The sequence below is a fragment of the Candidatus Puniceispirillum marinum IMCC1322 genome, from assembly GCF_000024465.1.
In the GTDB taxonomy this organism is placed as follows: Bacteria; Pseudomonadota; Alphaproteobacteria; order Puniceispirillales; family Puniceispirillaceae; genus Puniceispirillum; species Puniceispirillum marinum.
This window is the reverse complement of record NC_014010.1, coordinates 2231462-2250783: the sequence shown is the minus strand read 5'-3', so window position 1 is coordinate 2250783 and position 19322 is coordinate 2231462. Positions and strand designations below refer to the sequence as shown.

At 50.8% G+C, this 19322-nt stretch carries 16 protein-coding genes; 3 read left to right on the top strand and 13 right to left on the bottom strand.

The genetic code is table 11. The features are described 5' to 3' along the window. The first annotated feature begins 15 nt into the window (after window positions 1-15). Complete coding sequence (locus SAR116_RS10470; protein ID WP_013046910.1) at window positions 16-927, top strand: DMT family transporter; 912 nt, start codon at window positions 16-18, stop codon at window positions 925-927. 12 nt (window positions 928-939) lie between these two features. On the opposite strand, the gene pyrC is transcribed toward SAR116_RS10470, so the two are convergent. From pyrC to SAR116_RS10455, 3 genes are all read right to left on the bottom strand, one after another. Further along, window positions 940-1989 (bottom strand): dihydroorotase, encoded by a 1050-nt coding sequence (gene pyrC, locus SAR116_RS10465; RefSeq protein ID WP_013046909.1) that lies wholly within the window; start codon window positions 1987-1989, stop codon window positions 940-942. 65 nt (window positions 1990-2054) lie between these two features. Continuing rightward, the gene (locus SAR116_RS10460; protein ID WP_013046908.1) at window positions 2055-3395 is read right to left on the bottom strand and encodes a glutamine synthetase family protein; all 1341 of its coding nucleotides are present in this window, start codon (window positions 3393-3395) and stop codon (window positions 2055-2057) included. A 55-nt stretch (window positions 3396-3450) separates the two neighbouring features. Next, the gene (locus SAR116_RS10455) at window positions 3451-4821 is read right to left on the bottom strand and encodes an aspartate aminotransferase family protein (RefSeq protein ID WP_013046907.1); all 1371 of its coding nucleotides are present in this window, start codon (window positions 4819-4821) and stop codon (window positions 3451-3453) included. Window positions 4822-5011: 190 nt separating this feature from the next. On the opposite strand from SAR116_RS10455, the gene SAR116_RS10450 reads away from it, so the two are divergent. Beyond that, window positions 5012-6292 carry an NAD(P)/FAD-dependent oxidoreductase gene (locus tag SAR116_RS10450; protein ID WP_013046906.1) on the top strand — a complete coding sequence of 427 codons (1281 nt, stop codon included), beginning with the start codon at window positions 5012-5014 and terminating at the stop codon, window positions 6290-6292. A gap of 17 nt (window positions 6293-6309) precedes the next feature. On the opposite strand, the gene speB is transcribed toward SAR116_RS10450, so the two are convergent. The 9 genes from speB to SAR116_RS10405 all read right to left on the bottom strand — a co-directional run bounded on the left by speB (window position 6310) and on the right by SAR116_RS10405 (window position 15839). Continuing rightward, entirely contained in the window at window positions 6310-7281 is a 972-nt protein-coding gene (gene speB / locus SAR116_RS10445; protein ID WP_013046905.1) for an agmatinase, read from the bottom strand. A 45-nt stretch (window positions 7282-7326) separates the two neighbouring features. Continuing rightward, complete coding sequence (locus tag SAR116_RS10440) at window positions 7327-8139, bottom strand: ABC transporter permease subunit (protein ID WP_013046904.1); 813 nt, start codon at window positions 8137-8139, stop codon at window positions 7327-7329. Next, window positions 8136-9059: an ABC transporter permease gene (locus tag SAR116_RS10435; RefSeq protein ID WP_013046903.1), complete on the bottom strand. Its 924-nt coding sequence runs from the start codon at window positions 9057-9059 to the stop codon at window positions 8136-8138. Before SAR116_RS10435 ends, SAR116_RS10440 begins: the two co-directional genes overlap by 4 nt. A 3-nt stretch (window positions 9060-9062) precedes the next feature. Continuing rightward, a complete protein-coding gene (locus SAR116_RS10430) occupies window positions 9063-10151 on the bottom strand; it encodes an ABC transporter ATP-binding protein (RefSeq protein ID WP_013046902.1) in 1089 nt (362 codons plus the stop codon). Window positions 10152-10261: 110 nt separating this feature from the next. Further along, on the bottom strand, window positions 10262-11350 hold the full coding sequence (locus tag SAR116_RS10425; protein ID WP_238531150.1) for a polyamine ABC transporter substrate-binding protein: 1089 nt from the start codon (window positions 11348-11350) through the stop codon (window positions 10262-10264). 129 nt (window positions 11351-11479) lie between these two features. Next, a complete protein-coding gene (locus SAR116_RS10420) occupies window positions 11480-12844 on the bottom strand; it encodes a glutamine synthetase family protein (protein WP_013046900.1) in 1365 nt (454 codons plus the stop codon). 58 nt (window positions 12845-12902) lie between these two features. Beyond that, a complete protein-coding gene (locus tag SAR116_RS10415; protein ID WP_013046899.1) occupies window positions 12903-13667 on the bottom strand; it encodes a glycerophosphodiester phosphodiesterase family protein in 765 nt (254 codons plus the stop codon). Further along, on the bottom strand, window positions 13651-14955 hold the full coding sequence (locus SAR116_RS10410; protein WP_013046898.1) for an NAD(P)/FAD-dependent oxidoreductase: 1305 nt from the start codon (window positions 14953-14955) through the stop codon (window positions 13651-13653). The genes SAR116_RS10415 and SAR116_RS10410 overlap by 17 nt, the downstream gene beginning before the upstream one ends. Continuing rightward, entirely contained in the window at window positions 14955-15839 is an 885-nt protein-coding gene (locus SAR116_RS10405; protein ID WP_013046897.1) for a bifunctional 5,10-methylenetetrahydrofolate dehydrogenase/5,10-methenyltetrahydrofolate cyclohydrolase, read from the bottom strand. Before SAR116_RS10405 ends, SAR116_RS10410 begins: the two co-directional genes overlap by 1 nt. 300 nt (window positions 15840-16139) lie before the next feature. On the opposite strand from SAR116_RS10405, the gene SAR116_RS10400 reads away from it, so the two are divergent. Beyond that, complete coding sequence (locus SAR116_RS10400) at window positions 16140-18149, top strand: sodium-translocating pyrophosphatase (RefSeq protein ID WP_013046896.1); 2010 nt, start codon at window positions 16140-16142, stop codon at window positions 18147-18149. A 91-nt stretch (window positions 18150-18240) separates the two neighbouring features. Here SAR116_RS10400 and SAR116_RS10395 read toward each other — a convergent pair whose 3' ends face one another. After that, complete coding sequence (locus SAR116_RS10395) at window positions 18241-19248, bottom strand: phosphate acyltransferase (protein WP_238531149.1); 1008 nt, start codon at window positions 19246-19248, stop codon at window positions 18241-18243. Between the last annotated feature and the right edge of the window lie 74 nt (window positions 19249-19322).

Here is a 19322-nt window from a genome sequence, read left to right as displayed (position 1 = left end):
AGAAAGCGGGCTTCGATGCACGCCTTTAACCGACTATCGACCGAATGGCAGGCAACATTACTGATGCTTGCGGCCATGTTGCTGTTCACCGTCATGGGGGTATTTATCCGTTTGTCGTCGCAAACAATTCCGGTCATGGAGGTGGTGTTTTTTCGTAATTTCCTTGGGGCATTATGTCTTTTGCCTCTCATTTTGCGATCCGGCATCAAGACCATCAAAATGGTACGCCCACGCCTTTTTATATATCGGGGCATCGTCAATTTTATTGGCATGGCTGCCGGCTTTACCGCGGTGACATTAATTCCACTTGCCGAAGTAACGGCGCTTAATTTTACCTGTCCACTCTTTATCACGCTTGGGGCCGCTATGTTTCTGGGCGAAATCATCCGTATTCGGCGGATCATTGCGATCATTATTGGATTTTTTGGCGCTTTGCTTATTCTACAACCTGGCATAAGCGAAGTATCACTTGGTGCCATGCTGGCACTTGTTGGGTCATTATGTATTGCCGGTGCTAGCCTGTTAGTGAAAAAGATGACCGAAACCGAGTCGGTAAATGCCATAGTTCTGTGGATGGTTGTTATTCAGGCACCAATATCCTTTGTGCCCGCCTACTTTGTCTGGCAATGGCCTGATATGGAGGGATGGGTGCTTTTGATTTGCCTGACCTTGGCGGCAACAATTGCGCATATCTGCTTTACCCGCGCTTGTGGACTTGTCGAAATAACCAGCTTGCAACATCTCGAATTCGTGAAGCTGCCTTTTGCTGCCGTGGTTGCATGGTTCATTTTCAGCGAAGTGCCGGATATATGGACATGGATAGGTGGTGCGGTGATCTTTCTATCAACCGCCTATATCACCCATCGTGAAGCACGCGCCGATAAATCGATGCGGCCGAATCACGGCATCAGGGAAAGCAAACTGTAAATTACCCAGCATCTATTCCGTTGTTTCAACATCCCAATATAGCGGCACCCCGCAATCAAAAATAGTAACATCGCCGTCGGGTGTCTTGCGCGCTTGCGGGTAGGTCACCGGATGATCACGGCGTATCAGATTAATTTTTGTGTCATTAGGGGGAAGCCGGTAAAAGGCCGGGCCATTCAGCGAAGTGAAAGCCTCAAGATTCGCCAGCGCATCTGCCTGATCAAAAATATGGGCAAGGCATGACATCGTATTAGGCGCGGTATAGATCCCAGCACAGCCACAAGCCGATAATTTGGCCGCATCCAGATGCGGCGCGCTATCCGTCCCTAAAAAGAATGAAGCTGCGCCTGACGTGGCGGCACTGACAAGGGCGCGCCGATGTGATTCACGCTTGGCCACCGGCAGACAATAATTATGTGGGCGTATCCCGCCGACCAGAATATCATTCCGGTTGATGAACAGATGATGCGTTGTGATTGTGGCGGCGATATTGTCACCGCCGCCAGTCACATAATCGACGCCATCACTTGTGGTTACATGTTCAAACACGACACGCAATGCCGGCACCCGCACACGCAGCGGTATCAGCACACGCTCGATAAAGACTGCCTCACGATCAAATATATCAACATCCTTATCGGTCACCTCGCCATGCACACATAGCGGCAGACCAATTTCAGCCATGCGTTCCAGCACCGGTATCACCTTGTCAAAATCACGAACGCCCGATGCCGAATTGGTGGTGGCACCTGCCGGATATAATTTGACCGCATGTACAAGACCTGCTTCGGCCGCCAGCGCCACATCATCGGCATCAGTTGTTTCCGTCAGATACAGCGTCATCAAGGGCGCAAAATCGGCGTGAAGAGGACAAGCTGCCATAATACGGTCGCGATAGGCCGCCGCATCTTTTGCTGTCACCACAGGCGGCACCAGATTGGGCATAATGATCGCGCGGCCAAAATGCCGTGTTGTATCCGCGATCACCGCCTGTAGCATATCACCATCACGCAGGTGCAGATGCCAGTCATCAGGGCGGCGAATTGTCAATCTGGTCTGCATGGTCATGGCTCACTTAACTCAACATGTAACGGTAAATATCTGGCAGGGGCAGGATGCCCACAACCCTAGACATTCAGCAATAGATATTCGCGTTCCCACGGGCTGATAACTTCCAGAAATTCGTCAGCTTCGGCACGTTTGACCTCAACAAATAATTTGACAAATTCTTCACCAAGCACCGGATGCAGTGCCTTGGCCTTTTCCAGTACATCAAGTGCAACATCCAGATTCTTAGGTAGCGTTTCAAGCCCTTCGGCGCTGACATTACGCGGCTTTGTCGGCCGCCTTTCTTCCTGCAAACCAAGCCAGATAGCCGCCAGCGTCGCCGCAATCGCCAGATACGGATTCGCATCGGCACCCGGAATACGGTTTTCGATCCGTCGGCTTGACTGCCCACCGAAAGGCACGCGCAAACCAACAGTACGGTTATCGACGCCCCATGCCAGATTGGCTGGCGAGTCCTCGGCACCCGTTCGCCGCCTATAGGAATTCACATAAGGCGCCATTAGCGCCATCGCCCCGACAAGATAACGCTGCATGCCAGCCAAAGCGTGATAAAAGGCATCACTATCTGACCCATCATCATTCACAAAAATATTTTTGCCTGTTTTCTTATTCTTGATCGAGCTGTGAATATGCATCGAACTGCCAGGCTGATCCTGCATAGGTTTGGCCATGAACGTCGCGTGAACATTGTGGTTAAGCGCGGTCTGGCGCACTGTGCGCTTGAACAGAAACGCTTGGTCTGCCAATTCCAGCGCATCGCCATGATTGAAATTTATTTCCATCTGTGCGGCACCGGATTCATGGCTCAATGTGTCAACATCGAGGCCTTGCGCTTCACAATGATCATAGATTTCTTCAAAAAGCGGATCAAATTCATTTACCGCATCAATGCCATAGGCCTGTTTGGCTTTTTCAGCACGCCCTGAACGCCCCGTTGGGGTGACCAGCGGGTTATTCGCATCGGCGCTTTGTTCGACAAGAAAAAATTCCAGCTCAGGCGCAACAACCGGCTCAAGACCTGCTTTCTCAAACAGTCCAAGCACATTCTTTAATACCGCCCGCGGCGCAAAAGCAACCTCATCTCCGTCGGTATTTGTCGCATCATGGATCACCTGTGCTGTTGGCTCGCTATACCATGGCACAAGCCGGCATGTTGATTGGTCAGGAATCAGAATGACATCACTGCCAATTTCATTCAGCACTTCGCTATCATGATATTCACCTGTCACTGACTGCCCGAATACATATTCTGGCAACCGTAATCCGCCTGTTTCCAGCGCCGAAACAAATTTCTGAACCGGCAGGATTTTACCACGCGGGATACCTGAAATATCACTTACCAGACATTCAACTTCGGTGATTGACTGTTCTTTCAGCCAGTTTTTCATGTCAAAACTCATAAGATCTCCTGCGATCTAATTTTGTCTGCCGCAAATCATATCAAACCATGCTGGATCAGGTAATTCCCAGATCCGCGGCGGTTTTATCCAGTGCAAGGGTGACAATATCGACCATCTTGTCAATATCTTGTGTTGTAAAGGTTAGCGGCGGTGACATGATCATGCCATCACGTACAGCCCGCATCATCATGCCATGCGCAATCGCATGATCGCGGCACAGCGCACCAGCCTTGCCAACATCTTCAAACAGCGTAGGGCCATCCTTACTTTTGACAAGTTCGATCGCGCCAAGCATGCCATAAGAGCGCACCTCACCGACAATCGGATGATCGGCAAGGCGTGCCAAAGCAGATGCCAGATAGGGCCCGGTTTCATCGCGAACTCGCGTCACCAGACCAAGCTCTTCAATCAAATCAAGATTAGCCAGCGCCACCGCCGATGCCACCGGATGCCCCGAATATGTAAAGCCATGATAGAATTCACCGCCATCCGCGATCAGACGCTGCGCAACACGATCACCAACCATGACCGCCGACATTGGCACATAACCCGATGTCAGACCCTTGGCCAATGTCATCATATCAGGGGCAAGCCCCATGGCCTGACTGGCAAACCAGTGACCCGTGCGTCCAAAACCAGTGATCACCTCATCGGCGATAAACAGAATATCATGCCGCTTACAAATAGCCTGTATATGATCAAAATAACCTGCCGGTGGAATAATCACACCGCCCGCACCTTGGATCGGCTCGGCGATAAAGGCCGCAACATTATCTGCACCAACTTCGACAATCTTGTCTTCCAGCAGCGATGCCGAATGTGCCGCAAATTCAGCCTCATCACTATTCCCCTGATACAAAAAGGCATAAGGTGGACGGATATGTTCAAAATCAGGCTGATCGGCGGCCTGGCGGTGCATATCCACCATACCGCCCATACTTGCCGCCATAACCGTACTGCCATGATAACCATAGGTGCGACCAATGATCTTGCGCTTGGCAGGCTTGCCCTCCAGCGCCCAGAAATGCCGCACCATACGGATGATCGTATCATTCGCCTCGGAACCCGAATTGGCATAAAAAACATTATTCAACCCATCTGGCGTGATCTCGGCAAGTCGCTGTGACAAGGCCGCAACAGGCTGGTTTGTCGTTTTGAAAAAATTATTATAATAGGGAAGTATGCGCATTTGCTCTGTGGCAGCATCAACCAGGCTTTGCTGTCCATAGCCAACATTCACACACCACAACCCTGCCATGGCATCAAGTATCATATTGCCATCACCGTCATAAATATAATGGCCATCAGCATGGGTGATCACGCGCGCGCCATGTTCACGGATCTCGGCATAATCGGTAAATGGGGCAAGATGATGCGCCGCATCCATCTGTTGCCACGTGCTGGAAGTCGAATTATCTATTTTCATCAGTCACCTGAATGCATGTTGTAGATGTCACATAATCCATCAACGGTATATACATGATGCTGTTTAGACACTTGCGTTCACCATGGCGTCCAGATTACGTTAAGATAACATTACGCTGGATAAAATTCATAAGCAATCATAACAGCTTAACAAATGTCACCTTAACAAATATCATGGGGTCATATCATAGATGACGATACTCGACTCAATCTATGCACATGAAACGGGCGCACGTAAAATCAATCCACGGCTGGATACAGATCTGGTTTGTGATGTCGCCATTATTGGCGGTGGCCTTACCGGCGTTTCAACAGCATTGACCCTAGCCAAGCGTGGATATGACGTTGCCCTATGTGAAGCGTATAGCCTTGGCACAGGCGGTTCAGGGCGAAATGGTGGCCATGTGTGTCAGGGCTGGCCAAATGATTTTCACCATATTAGCCGACAAGTCTCACCAAGCGATGCCGATCTTGCGTGGCAGGCGGGCATGGGCGCAGTCGATCTGCTCACAAAGAATGTAGCTGACTATGATATCGATTGTGACTTGCGGTTTGGCTATCTGCACGCTGCCTTGCATAAAGGGCAAATGCGCGATCTGGACATAATGCAGACTGAATGGGAAGCACGCGGATATGATCATTTCACACGTCTCGACAATCCGAATGCGCTAGCCAAACATATTGGTTCAGACGCCTATGTAGGCGCTTTACATGACAGCGGTTGCGGGCATATCCAGCCCCTGAAATATCTGCTGGGGCTAGCCACTGCGGCACAGGCGGCAGGGGCACGGATTTATGAAAACACACCAATCACAAGGCTTGTCACGAAACCGGAAAAATTCCTCACCACGGCTGATGGCAAAACGATCCAGCCCAGGATCATTGTCCTATGCGGTAATGCTTATCTTGGGGACCTCGCATTACCCCATATGCGCCGCAGACTAGCACAGGTAACCTCGTCAATTCTGGCCACAAAGCCCCTATCGGATAATATGATAAAGGCAATTTTACCCACCGGCGTGGCGGTATCCGATTGCAATGCCGCCCTCAATTATTACCGGATTGACGCCAATGGCCGGATGATCTTTGGAGGGCGCGCCAGCTATACAAATGTTCAGATCGGCAATCTGGAACGTGATTTGCGCCATCGCATGGAAGCTGTTTTCCCGATGCTGGCTGGCGCTGATATTGAACAGATATGGTCAGGCAAGATCGGCATTACGGTGAACCGCATTCCGCATTTTGGCCGCACCAACGATGATGTCTATTTCGTACAGGGCTTTTCGGGGCACGGCGTCGCCCTGACTGGACAGGCAGGCCATATCATTGCCGATGCCATCAGCGGCAATGGCGCCGTTTTTGACGTGATGACGCAACTCAAACATCTGCCCTTCCCGGGCGGCATTTTCCGGACACCAGCGCTGGCACTAGGTATGGCATGGTACAAACTGCGCGACCGATTAAAACTCTAGGCAACGACAGGATATAATCACAGGCGCCCAACCGGATGCGTTGCCGCACCTTGTTTTTTGGCCAGAACGGCAAGCCAGTTAAAAGCCATCGTTGCCGCCGCAATCGCGGTGATTTCGGCATGATCATAGGCGGGGGCAACCTCGACCAGATCCATGCCCACCAGATTCAGCGGTTCCAGACCCCGGATAAATTCCATCCCCTGCCAGCTGGCCAGCCCGCCCGAAACCGGCGTTCCTGTTCCTGGTGCAAAGGCCGGATCAAGCCCATCAATGTCAAATGACAGATAGACCGGATTATCCCCAGCACGTTCGTTGACAATCTCAATCGCAGCATCAATGCCATTTCGATGAATCCATGGGCTGGTCAGAATCTCAAAACCGCAATCACTGTCATTATAGGTACGCAAACCAACCTGTGTTGATGTGCTGGCGTCAACAACGCCTTCATTCACCGCCCGGTCAAACATGGTGCCATGATCAAAGCGCACACCATCATCCGGCCATGTATCGCAATGCGCATCAAATTGCACCAGCGTGATCGGGCCGTGTATTTTGGCATGCGCCTTTAACAAAGGGTAGGCCACCGAATGATCGCCACCAAAGCTGAGCATTTTGGCACCTGATGCCAGAATATGATCAGCGTGGGCTTCGATCGCATCAAAAATCGTCAGCGGCATATGCGGATCAAGGTAACAATCACCATAATCGATCACCGACAATGTCTCGAACGGATCAAAGCCATAGGGAAAATGTTTCAACTCGGATAGCTGTACGCCGCCTGCCCGGATCGCGCGCGGGCCAAGCCGGCATCCCGAGCGATAGGTAACAGCATTATCATAGGGGATGCCGCTGACAACAACATCCACACCGTCCAATGACCGGCTATATTTTCGCCGCAAAAAACTGAGCGCGCCAGCATAGGTCATTTCCGGCCACATTTCGGTTTCGGTGGTAACGCGAAACGCCTGATCACCTTTTTCATCATTCATAGTCTGCTCCTGTAAATCCATTCATCGGCCTGGCCATACGCATCCTTATTCCGTTTTATTGGCAAGCCGTCGATGCATAATGATACTGGCACTAATCACGCTGATGGCAACAACAGCAATCATCATTGTGGCCAGGGCATTAATTTCAGGGGTTACACCAAGGCGCACTTTTGCAAAAACAACAATCGGCAAAGTCGAACTTCCGGGGCCACTGACAAAGCTGGCAATCACCAGATCATCAAAGCTGAGCGTGAACGCCAGAAGCCATGCCGCGACCACCGCTGGTGCAATGATCGGCAAGGTGATTGTCAAAAAGATATAAGGCTGGCGGGCGCCCAGATCACAGGCGGCATCTTCCAGAGCCTGGTCAAAATCGCGCAACCGCGCCTGAATGACAACAGCAGCAAAACACATACCGAACGTGGCATGGGCTATGATGATCGTGTCGATCCCGCGCCCTGCTGGCCAGCCAAACATCGATTCCATCGCAATGAATAGCAACAGCATCGACAGGCCAGTCACCACTTCCGGCATGACCAGAGGTGCACTTGCCAGCGCGCTCAACCCCAGACGAAAGCGAAAATTGCCCAGACGGACAAATGCAATGGCAATTAAAATACCGAAAATAGTTGATATGTTCGCGGCCCAGAAAGCGACCCAGAGTGACTTTCCAAAGGCCGAGAGCAACTGGTCATTATGCAGCAGACTGGCATACCATTTGGTTGAAAACCCTGACCAGACAGACACCAGCTTTCCAGCGTTAAAGCTATAGGCGATCATGACTGTTATGGGCAAATATAATAGCCCAAAGCCAAGCACGCCCAGCGTCAATGATAACCAGCCAATGCCCTGTTTCATGACGCGGAGTTCCCCAGCTTATGCGTTTCGGCATCATCCTGACGACCATCCTGATAACGCGCATAGATAATCGGCACAGTCAGAATGGCAATCAGCAACATGGCAAGCGATGCCGCCACTGGCCAGTCACGATTGCGGAAAAACTCGGTCCATAGCACTTTGCCGATCATCATCTGATCGGGGCCACCAAGCAAAGCTGGCACGACAAATTCACCAACCGCAGGAATAAACACCAGCAGACTTCCCGCGATGATACCCGGTATCGTCAAAGGCAGAATGACGGTGGCAAAGATATGAAAGCGCGATCCGCCAAGATCGGCTGCTGCCTCGATCAAATCTCCGTCAAGCCGCACCATCGTTGCGTAAAGTGGCAAAATCATCAGCGGTAAATAGGTCAGAACCATACCCATATAGATTGAAAAATCGGTCTGCATCATGCCAATCGGCTGATCAATCAGGCCGATATAAATAAGCGTGCTATTGATGAATCCGTTGGGATTCAAAAGGCCAATCAGCGCATACAGCCGCAACAAGCTCGACGTCCAGAAAGGCAACATGACCAGAACCAGTAATATGGTTCGCATACGCGCGGCAGATCGTGCTATCCACCAAGCCATCGGATAGGCAAAAAGCAGACAAACAAGCGTCGCAAAAAAGGCTAGCCGCACCGAATTACCCGCTGGCCCCAGATAATCCTGCCAATATTCAAACAGCAAGGCGTAATTTTCGAGATTGAAATTGGTGAAAAAAACACCATCCTCAAACCCCCATAAAGGGGCATAGGGCGGTACACTACGACGGGCAGTGGTAAATGAAACCTGCACAGTTTCAATCAAAGGCATCAGGAAAAACATAGCCAGCCATGTCAGCGGCAAAATAACAACAAGGCGCTTTCCAAAACGTGCTATGAACGCGCCCATCGCCTAATCCTCAAGCAAGATCACATCGGCAGGGTCGAAATGCACAAAGCCTTTTTCTTCCCATTCCAGCGGTGTCTCGTTACGTTGGCTATGCGTCTGTTGCAGTTTGAATAGCAAGCCATCATCGCGTTTAACCCGATAATTCGAAGCAACGCCCAGATAGGCAATATCTTCAATAATGACTGAGCTTTCATTATCTCGGCCAGTAGCATCTCGGGTCAGATGAATTTTTTCTGGCCGGATCGCAAGCGTCACTGCGGCACCCGTTTCAGGCATAACCTGGTCTGACTGTGGATCAAGACATACCACTGTCGGGCATGCCCCATCGACATGAATGAATGGGCCATCGATTTTTGCAACAGTACCTGTGATAAAGGTGGCCGTGCCCAGAAAATTAGCCACAAAACTATTCTTTGGCCGTTCATACAGAACGCGAGGCGCGTCAACCTGTTCAAGGCAACCCTGATCCATAATACCAATCCGCGTGGCCAGCGTCATGGCTTCTTCTTGATCGTGTGTCACAACAATAAATGTTGTACCCAGTTTTTCCTGAATATCAACAAGCTCGAACTGGGTATCTTCGCGTAATTTCTTATCCAGCGCCGCCAAAGGCTCGTCAAGTAGTAGTAACTTTGGCTGACGCGCCAAAGCACGCGCAAGGGCAACGCGTTGGCGCTGACCTCCTGACAATTTATGCGGTTTGCGCAATCCCAGCCCATCAAGCCGGACAAGCTTTATGAGGCTATTAACACGCGCATCTAGTTCGGCGCCCTGCATACCGGCACGGCGCAAACCATAGGCAATATTATTGGCAACCGTCATATGCGGAAACAACGCATAGCTCTGAAACATCATATTTACAGGACGGTCAGCAGGCGATACATCGACCATATCCTGACCATCAATTTCAATGCGTCCGGAGGTTGGTGTTTCAAACCCGGCAAGCATCCGCAACAAAGTCGATTTTCCACATCCAGACGCACCCAGCAGGCAAAATAATTCCCCCTGCTCGATATCCAGCGATAGGTTATTCACGGCATTGATATCAGCAAAACTTTTAGTGACATTCTGCAGGCGGATAAAGGGAGCCATCGACCAATCTCATCCTGTTCTTAGGTGTGAACCAACCCGATCACCCACCTTCGGCATACACGACGCCAAAGATGGGAATCAGATCAGATTATAACATCAGCAGTTAGTTATCAGCCGCCTGATGCAAAGCGTGACCAGACACGGTTCACCACACGGTCCAGTTTGGCGTCATAGACGGGAACAACAAACAGGTTTTTTTGTGCCTCAGCCGATGGATAGATGCCCGGATGTTCCAGAATTTCGGGATCAATTTGCGGATTTGCCGCCGCATTACCGCTGGCATACCAGACATAATTCACATTTTCCGCAGCCACATCAGCCCGCATCATGTAATCAATGAATTTATAGGCGTTATCCAGATTCTTGGCATCAGCCGGAATTGCCATAACGTCAAACCACATATTTGTCCCCTCGGATGGAATGACATAATTGATAATATGCCCGTTTTCGGCTTCTTCGGCGCGTGCTGCCGCCTGAAAGGCGTCACCCGACCACATAATCGCCGCACATAGATCACCATTGGCCATATCGTTGATTGACTGGCTGGAATGGATGTAGCGTAAATATGGTTGCACCGCATTCAAGACTTCACCTGCTGCTTCAAAATCAGCTTTGTTTTTACTGGTGCCATCCTTGCCAAGATAGGCGATGACGTTTGGTAAAACATCGGTAGGTGCATCCAGAATGGCGATGCCACAATCTTCAAGCTTGGACGCATATTTCGGATCGAGGATCAGGCTCCAGCTATCAGTAGGTGCATCGTCGCCAAGCCGGTCAGCGATCATCTTTTCATTATAGGCTACACCTGTTGTACCCCACATATAGACCAGACCTGCCGCGTTCGAACCCATCGCTTGATCTGCTAGGCCTTGAATTTGCGGATCCTGATTACTAGCATTTTTAAGGCGTGACAGATCCATATCCTGATACACGCCAGCTTCGCGGCCACGTACGAGGAAATCGGCAGTTGGGACAACCAGATCATAACCAGATGAACCTGCCATCATTTTGGCATCCAGAACCTCATTCGAGTCATACATATCATAGGTGACATCAATGCCAGTTTCTGCTTCGAAATTAGCAATCGTATCTTCGCCAATATAATCCGACCAGTTATAGATATTCAGCGACCCGTCTGCAAAAACCGGCGTTGACACAGCCATGGCTATCACACAGATAAAAGACAGTTTCTTCATCATTAGCTCCCTTGTTTTGATTAAAGACCGTTAGTGCACGAAATAGATACAAAACCAGTGGCAGTCTTTGCCTAATCCTAACCACTTTATGCGGCATAATTCAACAAATTGATCGGATATTGGTGCATAATCCTAGACTTGATCAAGATAGCTAAAATATTCAAACGGCGAGATTTGTTGCTGGAATTCTCTATATTCCTGTTTCTTGCAATCAACAAACATCTGCTGGCAGGTAGCTGGCAAAAGGCTGTGTATGATAGGGCTAGTTTCAAACCTTTCGATTGCTGCCTGCCAATTATCAGGTAAACGCGGCAAATCATGCGCATAGGCGTTATCGGCAATCGGCGAGCCCGGGTCTGTTTTATCCTGCATGCCTTGCATGGCTGTTGCCAGAATGATCGCCAGCATCAGATAGGGATTACTATCAGCACCGGCAACACGATGTTCAATCCGCCGCGCCGCGCCTGACCCATGCGGCACACGCACCGCGACAGTCCGGTTTTCATAGCCCCAGGATATCACCACTGGCGCATGCATTTCCAGCGCCAGCCGACGATAGGAATTCATATGCGGTGCAAAAATAAGCATAGCGTCAGCCATATGTGCCAACAGGCCTCCAATGGCATCGCGCATCATATCACTTCCCGACGCGCCCCCATCGTCAAACAGATTACGCCCTTCATCATCCAGTAAGCTGATATGGACATGCAAGCCGCTTCCCGGGCGTTCGGCATAAGGCTTGGCCATAAAGCTGGCCGCCATACCGTGCTGGCGTGCCACATATTTGGCAATATGTTTGAATAACATCGCATCATCAGCCACTTTCAACAGATCGCTTTGATGCGCCAGCGTCACTTCAAACTGCCCCTGGCCACTTTCGCTAGTGGCGGCATCGACCGCAACATTCTGTGCCGCGCATGCCGCATATAAATCTGTCAGAAAAGCATCATAGTCATTAAGTTCATCGACCGCCAACACCGCCTCGCGCATAGATGAGGCACCATTCATTGGCGATGATGGCGTCACGGGTATATCTGCCGGGGCCTTGCGTGCCGAAGCAAGATAAAATTCCAGCTCGACACCCGCAACCGGCGTCATGCCCTGTGCATAATAACGCTCGAGGATTGACACCAGCACATTGCGCGCATCCCCCATAAAGGGCGTACCATCTTCATTATGAAGGCCCAGCGGCAACATCGCTGACCGTTTGCCGGTTTTGATATCAGTCATGGGTAAGGGGCCACGCTTTGTCCAGACACAGGTGCCATCCGCATCGCCGGTGGCAAACACCCATTTACTATTTTCGATATCACGACCCCAGATATCGACATTTGCAGTTGAAAGCGGCATTCGCATTTCATCGGATGTGACTTTTTTCAGTTGTGTAACAGGCAGACGTTTACCCCGCATGACCCCATTCAGATCAAACGTAACCGCGCGCAGACTGTCTATGTCCTGATTCGCCTTTTGCCAGGCCGCATAATCAAATTCATCCATTATCAATCCATTTCACGTAAAGCCAAACGTATCATGATTATGCTTTGTTTACGGCATGTTAGCCCTTTGGTGCAAGAAAGCGTTCAGGAAAATCGCTAATCACCGATGTCAGCCCTGCCTCAATCAAGGGCTGGACAACAACTGGATCATTGGCGGTATAAACCCGGCAATCAAGCCTCGCCGCCTTGACCGCCCGCACATCATCTGGGGTAATTCGGCGATAATCCAGATGTATCGCTTGCAGTCCAAGCTTATCACTATAGTCGGCCCAGTCAGATGGCAAAGCCTCGTCAAGTAACACCAGAGGGGCGTCAGCCATAACCGCGCGCATCGATTCCAGGAACGGCCGCGAAAAACTACTGATAAGATAATCATCAAGACCTATCTGGACAATCACCTTGTTCAGTGTCTCGGCAAGCGACTTGGCAAAGGCAAGATGTTCACCATGATGAATTTTGACATCCAATATCGGCATTTTTGCATGGCGCCCTAACAGGACAAGTACATCTTGCAACAGCGGGATCGTCTGTCCGGCAAATTCATCACCGAACCAGGCGCCCGCGTCGCATCCGGTAATATCCCCCAGCACCAGATCCTGCAAACGGTCAGAACCGCGCACCGTACGGCCAAATTGCGCATCATGATGAATCACGGGACTGCCGTCACCAAGCATGGAAATGTCAAATTCGATACTTCCAACTGCCATGCCACAGGCTTTTTCCAGCGCAATCATCGTATTTTCAGGCGCCGTTCCAGAAGCGCCCCGATGTGCGCATACCTGTTCAGACCGTAAATATGGCATGGGGTTATCGTAATCTGACATCCAGCCAGTCCTGTAATTGATAGAGCTTGCCCATGATAGGCAGGAACCATGGCTGCCCGTTATAAAACGGGAAGAACGATAATTTACGATCCTCAAAAATGCTTTTGCTGTTGGCCGTACCGGCAAGCCGCATACCAAGTCGATGCCCAAGCCAGCTCATCATGACAACGCCGCTACCATGACAGCCAACCGCGTGATAGACGCCTTTCTGGCTTTCGCCAATATGCGGCACTCCATCCATGGTATAGGCAACATATCCCCACCAGCCATGACTAAGGCGAATATCGGCCAGATCGGGAAATACGCTTGTCAAACCCTTATGCAACATGCGCGCACCAGCATAAGGATCATGCGCCAGATAATGCGCACGGCCACCAAACAGAATCCGCGTCCGGTCAGGCGATGGCCGGAAATAATATAATAGCCGTTTAGTATCGGCGATCATGCGTAAATTGGGAAAGCGCGCCTTTATCTCGTCCTTGCCTAGCGGTTCGGTCGCGATTTGATAAGATGGCACTGGCACTACACGTCTTTTCAGCCATGGCTCAAAACCGCCGGTATAACCATTCGTGGTGATAAGTACATTTTCGGCCTGCACCTCACCAGCACTTGTTTCGATATATAGCTGGCCATCACGTCGGTTAATCTTGCCCGCGCGCACCTGTCCGACAACTTTAACACCGGCCTTGCGCGCAACCTTTAACACACCATCATAGAGTTTTCCGGGATGCACCGCGCCCGAGCGTTGCAGAACCATCCCGCCATGATAATAATCCGAAGCTATTTCCTGACGTGTGTCTTCAGGTGCCACCATATAGGCGTCAGCTGCTGTCAGATCATTCAGCTTATTCAGACGCCCGGCGAGTTTTTTCAGGGCTGATTTTGAATGTGCACCAACAAAACGCCCGCATTGCTGATACACCGCATCGATCTTTTCGGCTTTTACAAATTCGGCAAGCCAGCTATAGGATTGCGACGCTTCATCAAGCATCGCACCTTCGATGTTCTTTTCAAGCTTCACATGCTTACCCACATTCACGCCTGATGAAATCATCCCGCCATTTCGGGTTGAGGCGCCATAACCGATATGTTCGGCATCAACAACCAGCACATTCGAGCCAGCACGCGCCAGCACTATAGCCGCATGCAAACCAGCATAGCCGGCACCAACAATCAGCACATCGGTCTTTGCAGGAATGTCGGGCGCATCCGTACTTTGCTGAGCACTAAAATCAATATCATCCCACCAATAGGGCTGGGGTTTGAAATTATCACCTAATATATCCATCAGCCTGTCCAACCCAGTTCAACCTGTTTTTGGAATGCCCGTGCCGCATTGCGCATCAGCATGGCCACTGTAACCGGGCCTACACCACCTGGCACAGGTGTAACCCAGCTGGCAACATCGGCAACAGCCGCCGTATCGGCGTCACCTACGATCTTTGAATGGCCATCTTCATCAACAATCTGATTAATGCCAATATCAATAACCGCGGCACCTGGCTTGACCATGTCAGCTTTCAAAAAATTCGGAATGCCAACAGCCACCAGCACAGCATCCGCACGGCGCGTATGCGCCGCAACTGAGCGTGTCATATGGTGGCATACCGTTACTGTCGCGCCTTCCGCCATCAACATGAAGGCGGCAGGTTTGCCAACAATTTCCGAATGACCGACCATCACCACTTCCAACCCTTTAAGGTCAAGGCCGGTTGCCCGTATCATCTCAACCGACGCGGCGGCTGTACATGGTGCCAACGCGGTTTCATTATAGACGATGTTACCAATCGACGCTGGATTCATGCCCTCGACATCTTTGAGGGGGTGAATGGCCGATTGCAGAGACCGCACATTTATATGCTTTGGAACTGGTCGCTGCAGAATAACACCCAGCACATCTGGATCATCATTCATGTCAACCAGACGCTTTTTACATTCTTCCTGCGTTAGGTCAGCTGGCCAATGCTGTTCGGAAAATGGCAATCCGACTGACGCGGCAGCCCGCGATTGGCCACGGATATAAACAGCAATTTCTTCTACATCACCGATGCCAACTGAAACTAGCTTTCCCGTTGGGCGCTTCTTTGAAAGTTTTTCGATATCGGTGGCGGCATCATCTAGAATAGTCTGGCGAACATGCTTTCCGTACAATAGTCGGGCATCATCTGACATGGATCTTGGAACCTTTAACTTTATATGACGGGTCATTAAAACGATAAGACGGTTGAGGTAAACCTGTCATTTAACGCATCAAAATTCAAATAAATTGCATGAATGAGCCAAGAAAAATTTCAGCCATATGCCACCTTGCTTCAAAGTGCATGATTTTTAAAAATATGGCGCTCATAGCATGCGCCTATCACCGCTTTACACTATAGGCCATTCTCGTTATAAACGCGGCGGTTTGCATGTCATCCGGGGGAGGCCATAGGCAAACTATCTATTTATCTTTCTAAGCAAGAGGACCTATTCATGCTTACCACTGCAATTTTGCCAATCAGCCTAGGTATTCTAGGTTTGATAGCGGCGCTACTGATCTATCTCAGAATCCTGCAGACTCCAGCTGGAGAAGGCAGAGTTAAAGAAATCGCCGATGAAATCCATCTAGGTGCTATGGTCTTTATGGCCAGCGAATATAAGCGGCTCGCCATTTTCTGTGTGATCTGTATCGTGGCACTTTATTTCGGATTGGGCTGGCAAACAGCCGCCTCATTCACTCTTGGTGCTCTTTGTTCAGGTGTCGCAGGATACATAGGCATGTATTCAGCAACCAAAGCTAACGTACGCACGGCTGTTGCTGCCAATACAAAAGGCGCCGCAGAAGCACTGAACGTTGCTTTCTTTGGTGGCTCTATCATGGGTCTGACCGTTGCCTCTATGGGTCTGTTTGGTGTCGGTATCTTGTATTATTACTTCGCCGGTGACATTAAAACGATCCATGCCATCGAAGGCTTTGCTATGGGAGGCTCATCCGTCGCCCTGTTTAGCCGCGTTGGTGGTGGTATCTTTACCAAAAGTGCTGATGTCGGCGCTGACCTTGTTGGCAAGGTTGAAGCAGGTATCCCCGAGGATGATCCTCGCAACCCTGCCGTTATTGCCGATAACGTGGGTGACAATGTTGGTGACGTTGCCGGTATGGGTTCAGATATTTTTGAATCATATTGTGGTTCGATGATTGCTTCGATTGCGCTGGCCGCTTCAATGTCATTGGCCACCGTTGACAGCCTGGGTGGTGATCGTGCAGTTCTTCAATTCATGCCACTGGCACTGGCCTCAGCTGGTCTGCTTTGTTCGCTTGCCGGTATTCTGGCCGTGAAAATGTTCTCGAACAAAAGCCCTGACGTTGCCTTGCGCTTTGGCACCATTGGTTCGTCGGTTGTCTTTATCGCCGTGGCCTATTACGTGGTAACAGGCATGGGGGCAAGCGTTGGCGTTTGGTCAGCTGTTCTGGTTGGTGCGATTGGTGGTATCATCGTTGGTTTGGTGACCGAATATTACACAGGCGGAGCGCCTGTTCGTAAGATCGCCAAAGACGGCGAGACTGGCCCGGCAACAATCATGATCTCTGGCCTTGCTCTTGGCATGCAGTCAGTTGCCATTCCGGTTTTGACAATTGCCGCAATCATCTATTTTGCGAACATGTCTGCAGGTCTCTACGGTGTTGGTCTAGCGGCCGTTGGCATGTTGTCAACAGTTGGCATCACCATGGCAATTGATGCCTATGGCCCGGTTGCCGACAATGCTGGCGGTATTGCAGAAATGGCTGAAATGGGCCCTGAGACACGTGAAATCACTGACTCGCTGGATGAAGTTGGTAACACAACTGCCGCGATCGGAAAGGGTTTTGCCATCAGTGCCGCGGCGCTTGCCGCCCTTGCGCTGATCAGTGCCTATATCGAGAAAATCTCGGCAAGCATGGACGGGTTTGTCCTAGCAATTAACGATCCGCTTGTCCTATGCGGTATGTTCATTGGTGGTATCTTCCCATTCCTGGTTAGCGCTTTGACCATGACAGCCGTTGGTGACGCTGCCTTTGATATGATTCAGGAAGTTCGTCGTCAGTTCCGCGAAATTCCGGGTCTGCTTGAAGGCAAAGCCAAGCCTGATACAGCACGTTGTGTTGACATTGCTACCCGCGCTGCTTTGCGGAAAATGATCCTTCCTGGCGCATTGGCTGTGCTGGCACCTGTGGTTATCGGCTTCGGCCTCGGACCAAAGGCGCTTGGCGGCATGCTTGGTGGCGCTTTGATCTGCTGTGTGATGATGGCTCTGATGATGGCCAATGCCGGTGGTGCATGGGACAATGCCAAAAAATATGTCGAAAAAGGCAATCTTGGTGGCAAAGGGTCTGACGTGCATAAGGCCACTGTTGTTGGCGACACCGTTGGTGATCCGCTGAAAGACACATCTGGCCCAGCTATGAATATTTTGATCAATGTGATGGCGATTGTCAGCTTGGTGATTGCACCGCTTCTGGTCTGATCACTATTTACACCTAAAATAAAACCGGCTCATATCATTTGATATGGGCCGGTTTTTTATGCCTGATTGGTCAGCTTACATATAATCTTGTCTAATCCTTACCCGCGATAACCGCCAGCGCAATAGATGCCAGCCGTGCTGCCGGTGGATCCGAACGGCTGGTCAGCACAATCGGCACACCGCCCCCAAGCACCAGCCCTGCCGCTAGCCCACCTGCACACCAGACCAGTGATTTGAACAGCACATTGCCAGATACGATATCGGGGACAACCAGCGCATCTGCCATGCCCGCTACAGCCGCAATAGGTGCGCTGGGATCCAGTTTTTTCATAGCCACCGCACCGGGCGAAATGGCCAGATCAAGGGATAATGGCCCGGCATAATCTGCCTGGTCGTCTTGCGCCTGTGCCGCCTTGGCAATAGCCACCGCATCACCACTTGACGGCACCGCATCCAGCACCGACTCGGTCGCTGACAGAACCGCCACCTTGGGGCGTTCCTGCCCCAATTTACGAACAAGGTCACCCATCAACAAGGCCGCTTCGGTTCGGGTTTCGATATCCGGCGCCACATTGACCGCCGCATCGCTGATCAGCAACGCCCGCCCCCCAGCTGGCGGCAACATCGCAAACACATGCACAAGCCGTTTGCCGATACGGATGCCGGCGTCACGCCGGACGATACCGCCCATAAAGACATCGGTATGCAACTGCCCTTTGATCAGACCGCTGGCGTTACCATTTTGAATCAGTTTGATAGCCGCTTCGATAGCCCCCTTCTCGCCTTTGCTTTCGACAATCTCGATACCATCGAGATCCCAGCCCAAGGCATGCGCATCTTCGGCGATAATATCTGGCTCACCAACAAGAATGGGACGAATTAGATTAGCTTCATGTGCCTGACGCGCGGTTTGCAGCACCGCGTCACCAATCGCCCGCACAAACGCAAAGGCTGGCGGGGTGCCGGTTGTAGCACGTACCAGAAGATCGGGTGGACAATCACCTTTAGCATCTGACAGAAACCCGCTTGGTTCGCTGTTCTTTGGGGCGCTGTTTTGTGACCGGTTGCTTTGCAATATACTCATATCAGTCTCACTCATCTCCGCATCATATGCGGGTGTCTCTTAGAGCCATATATATCTGACTCATATCAGGAAAAGACACCATCTTAAAC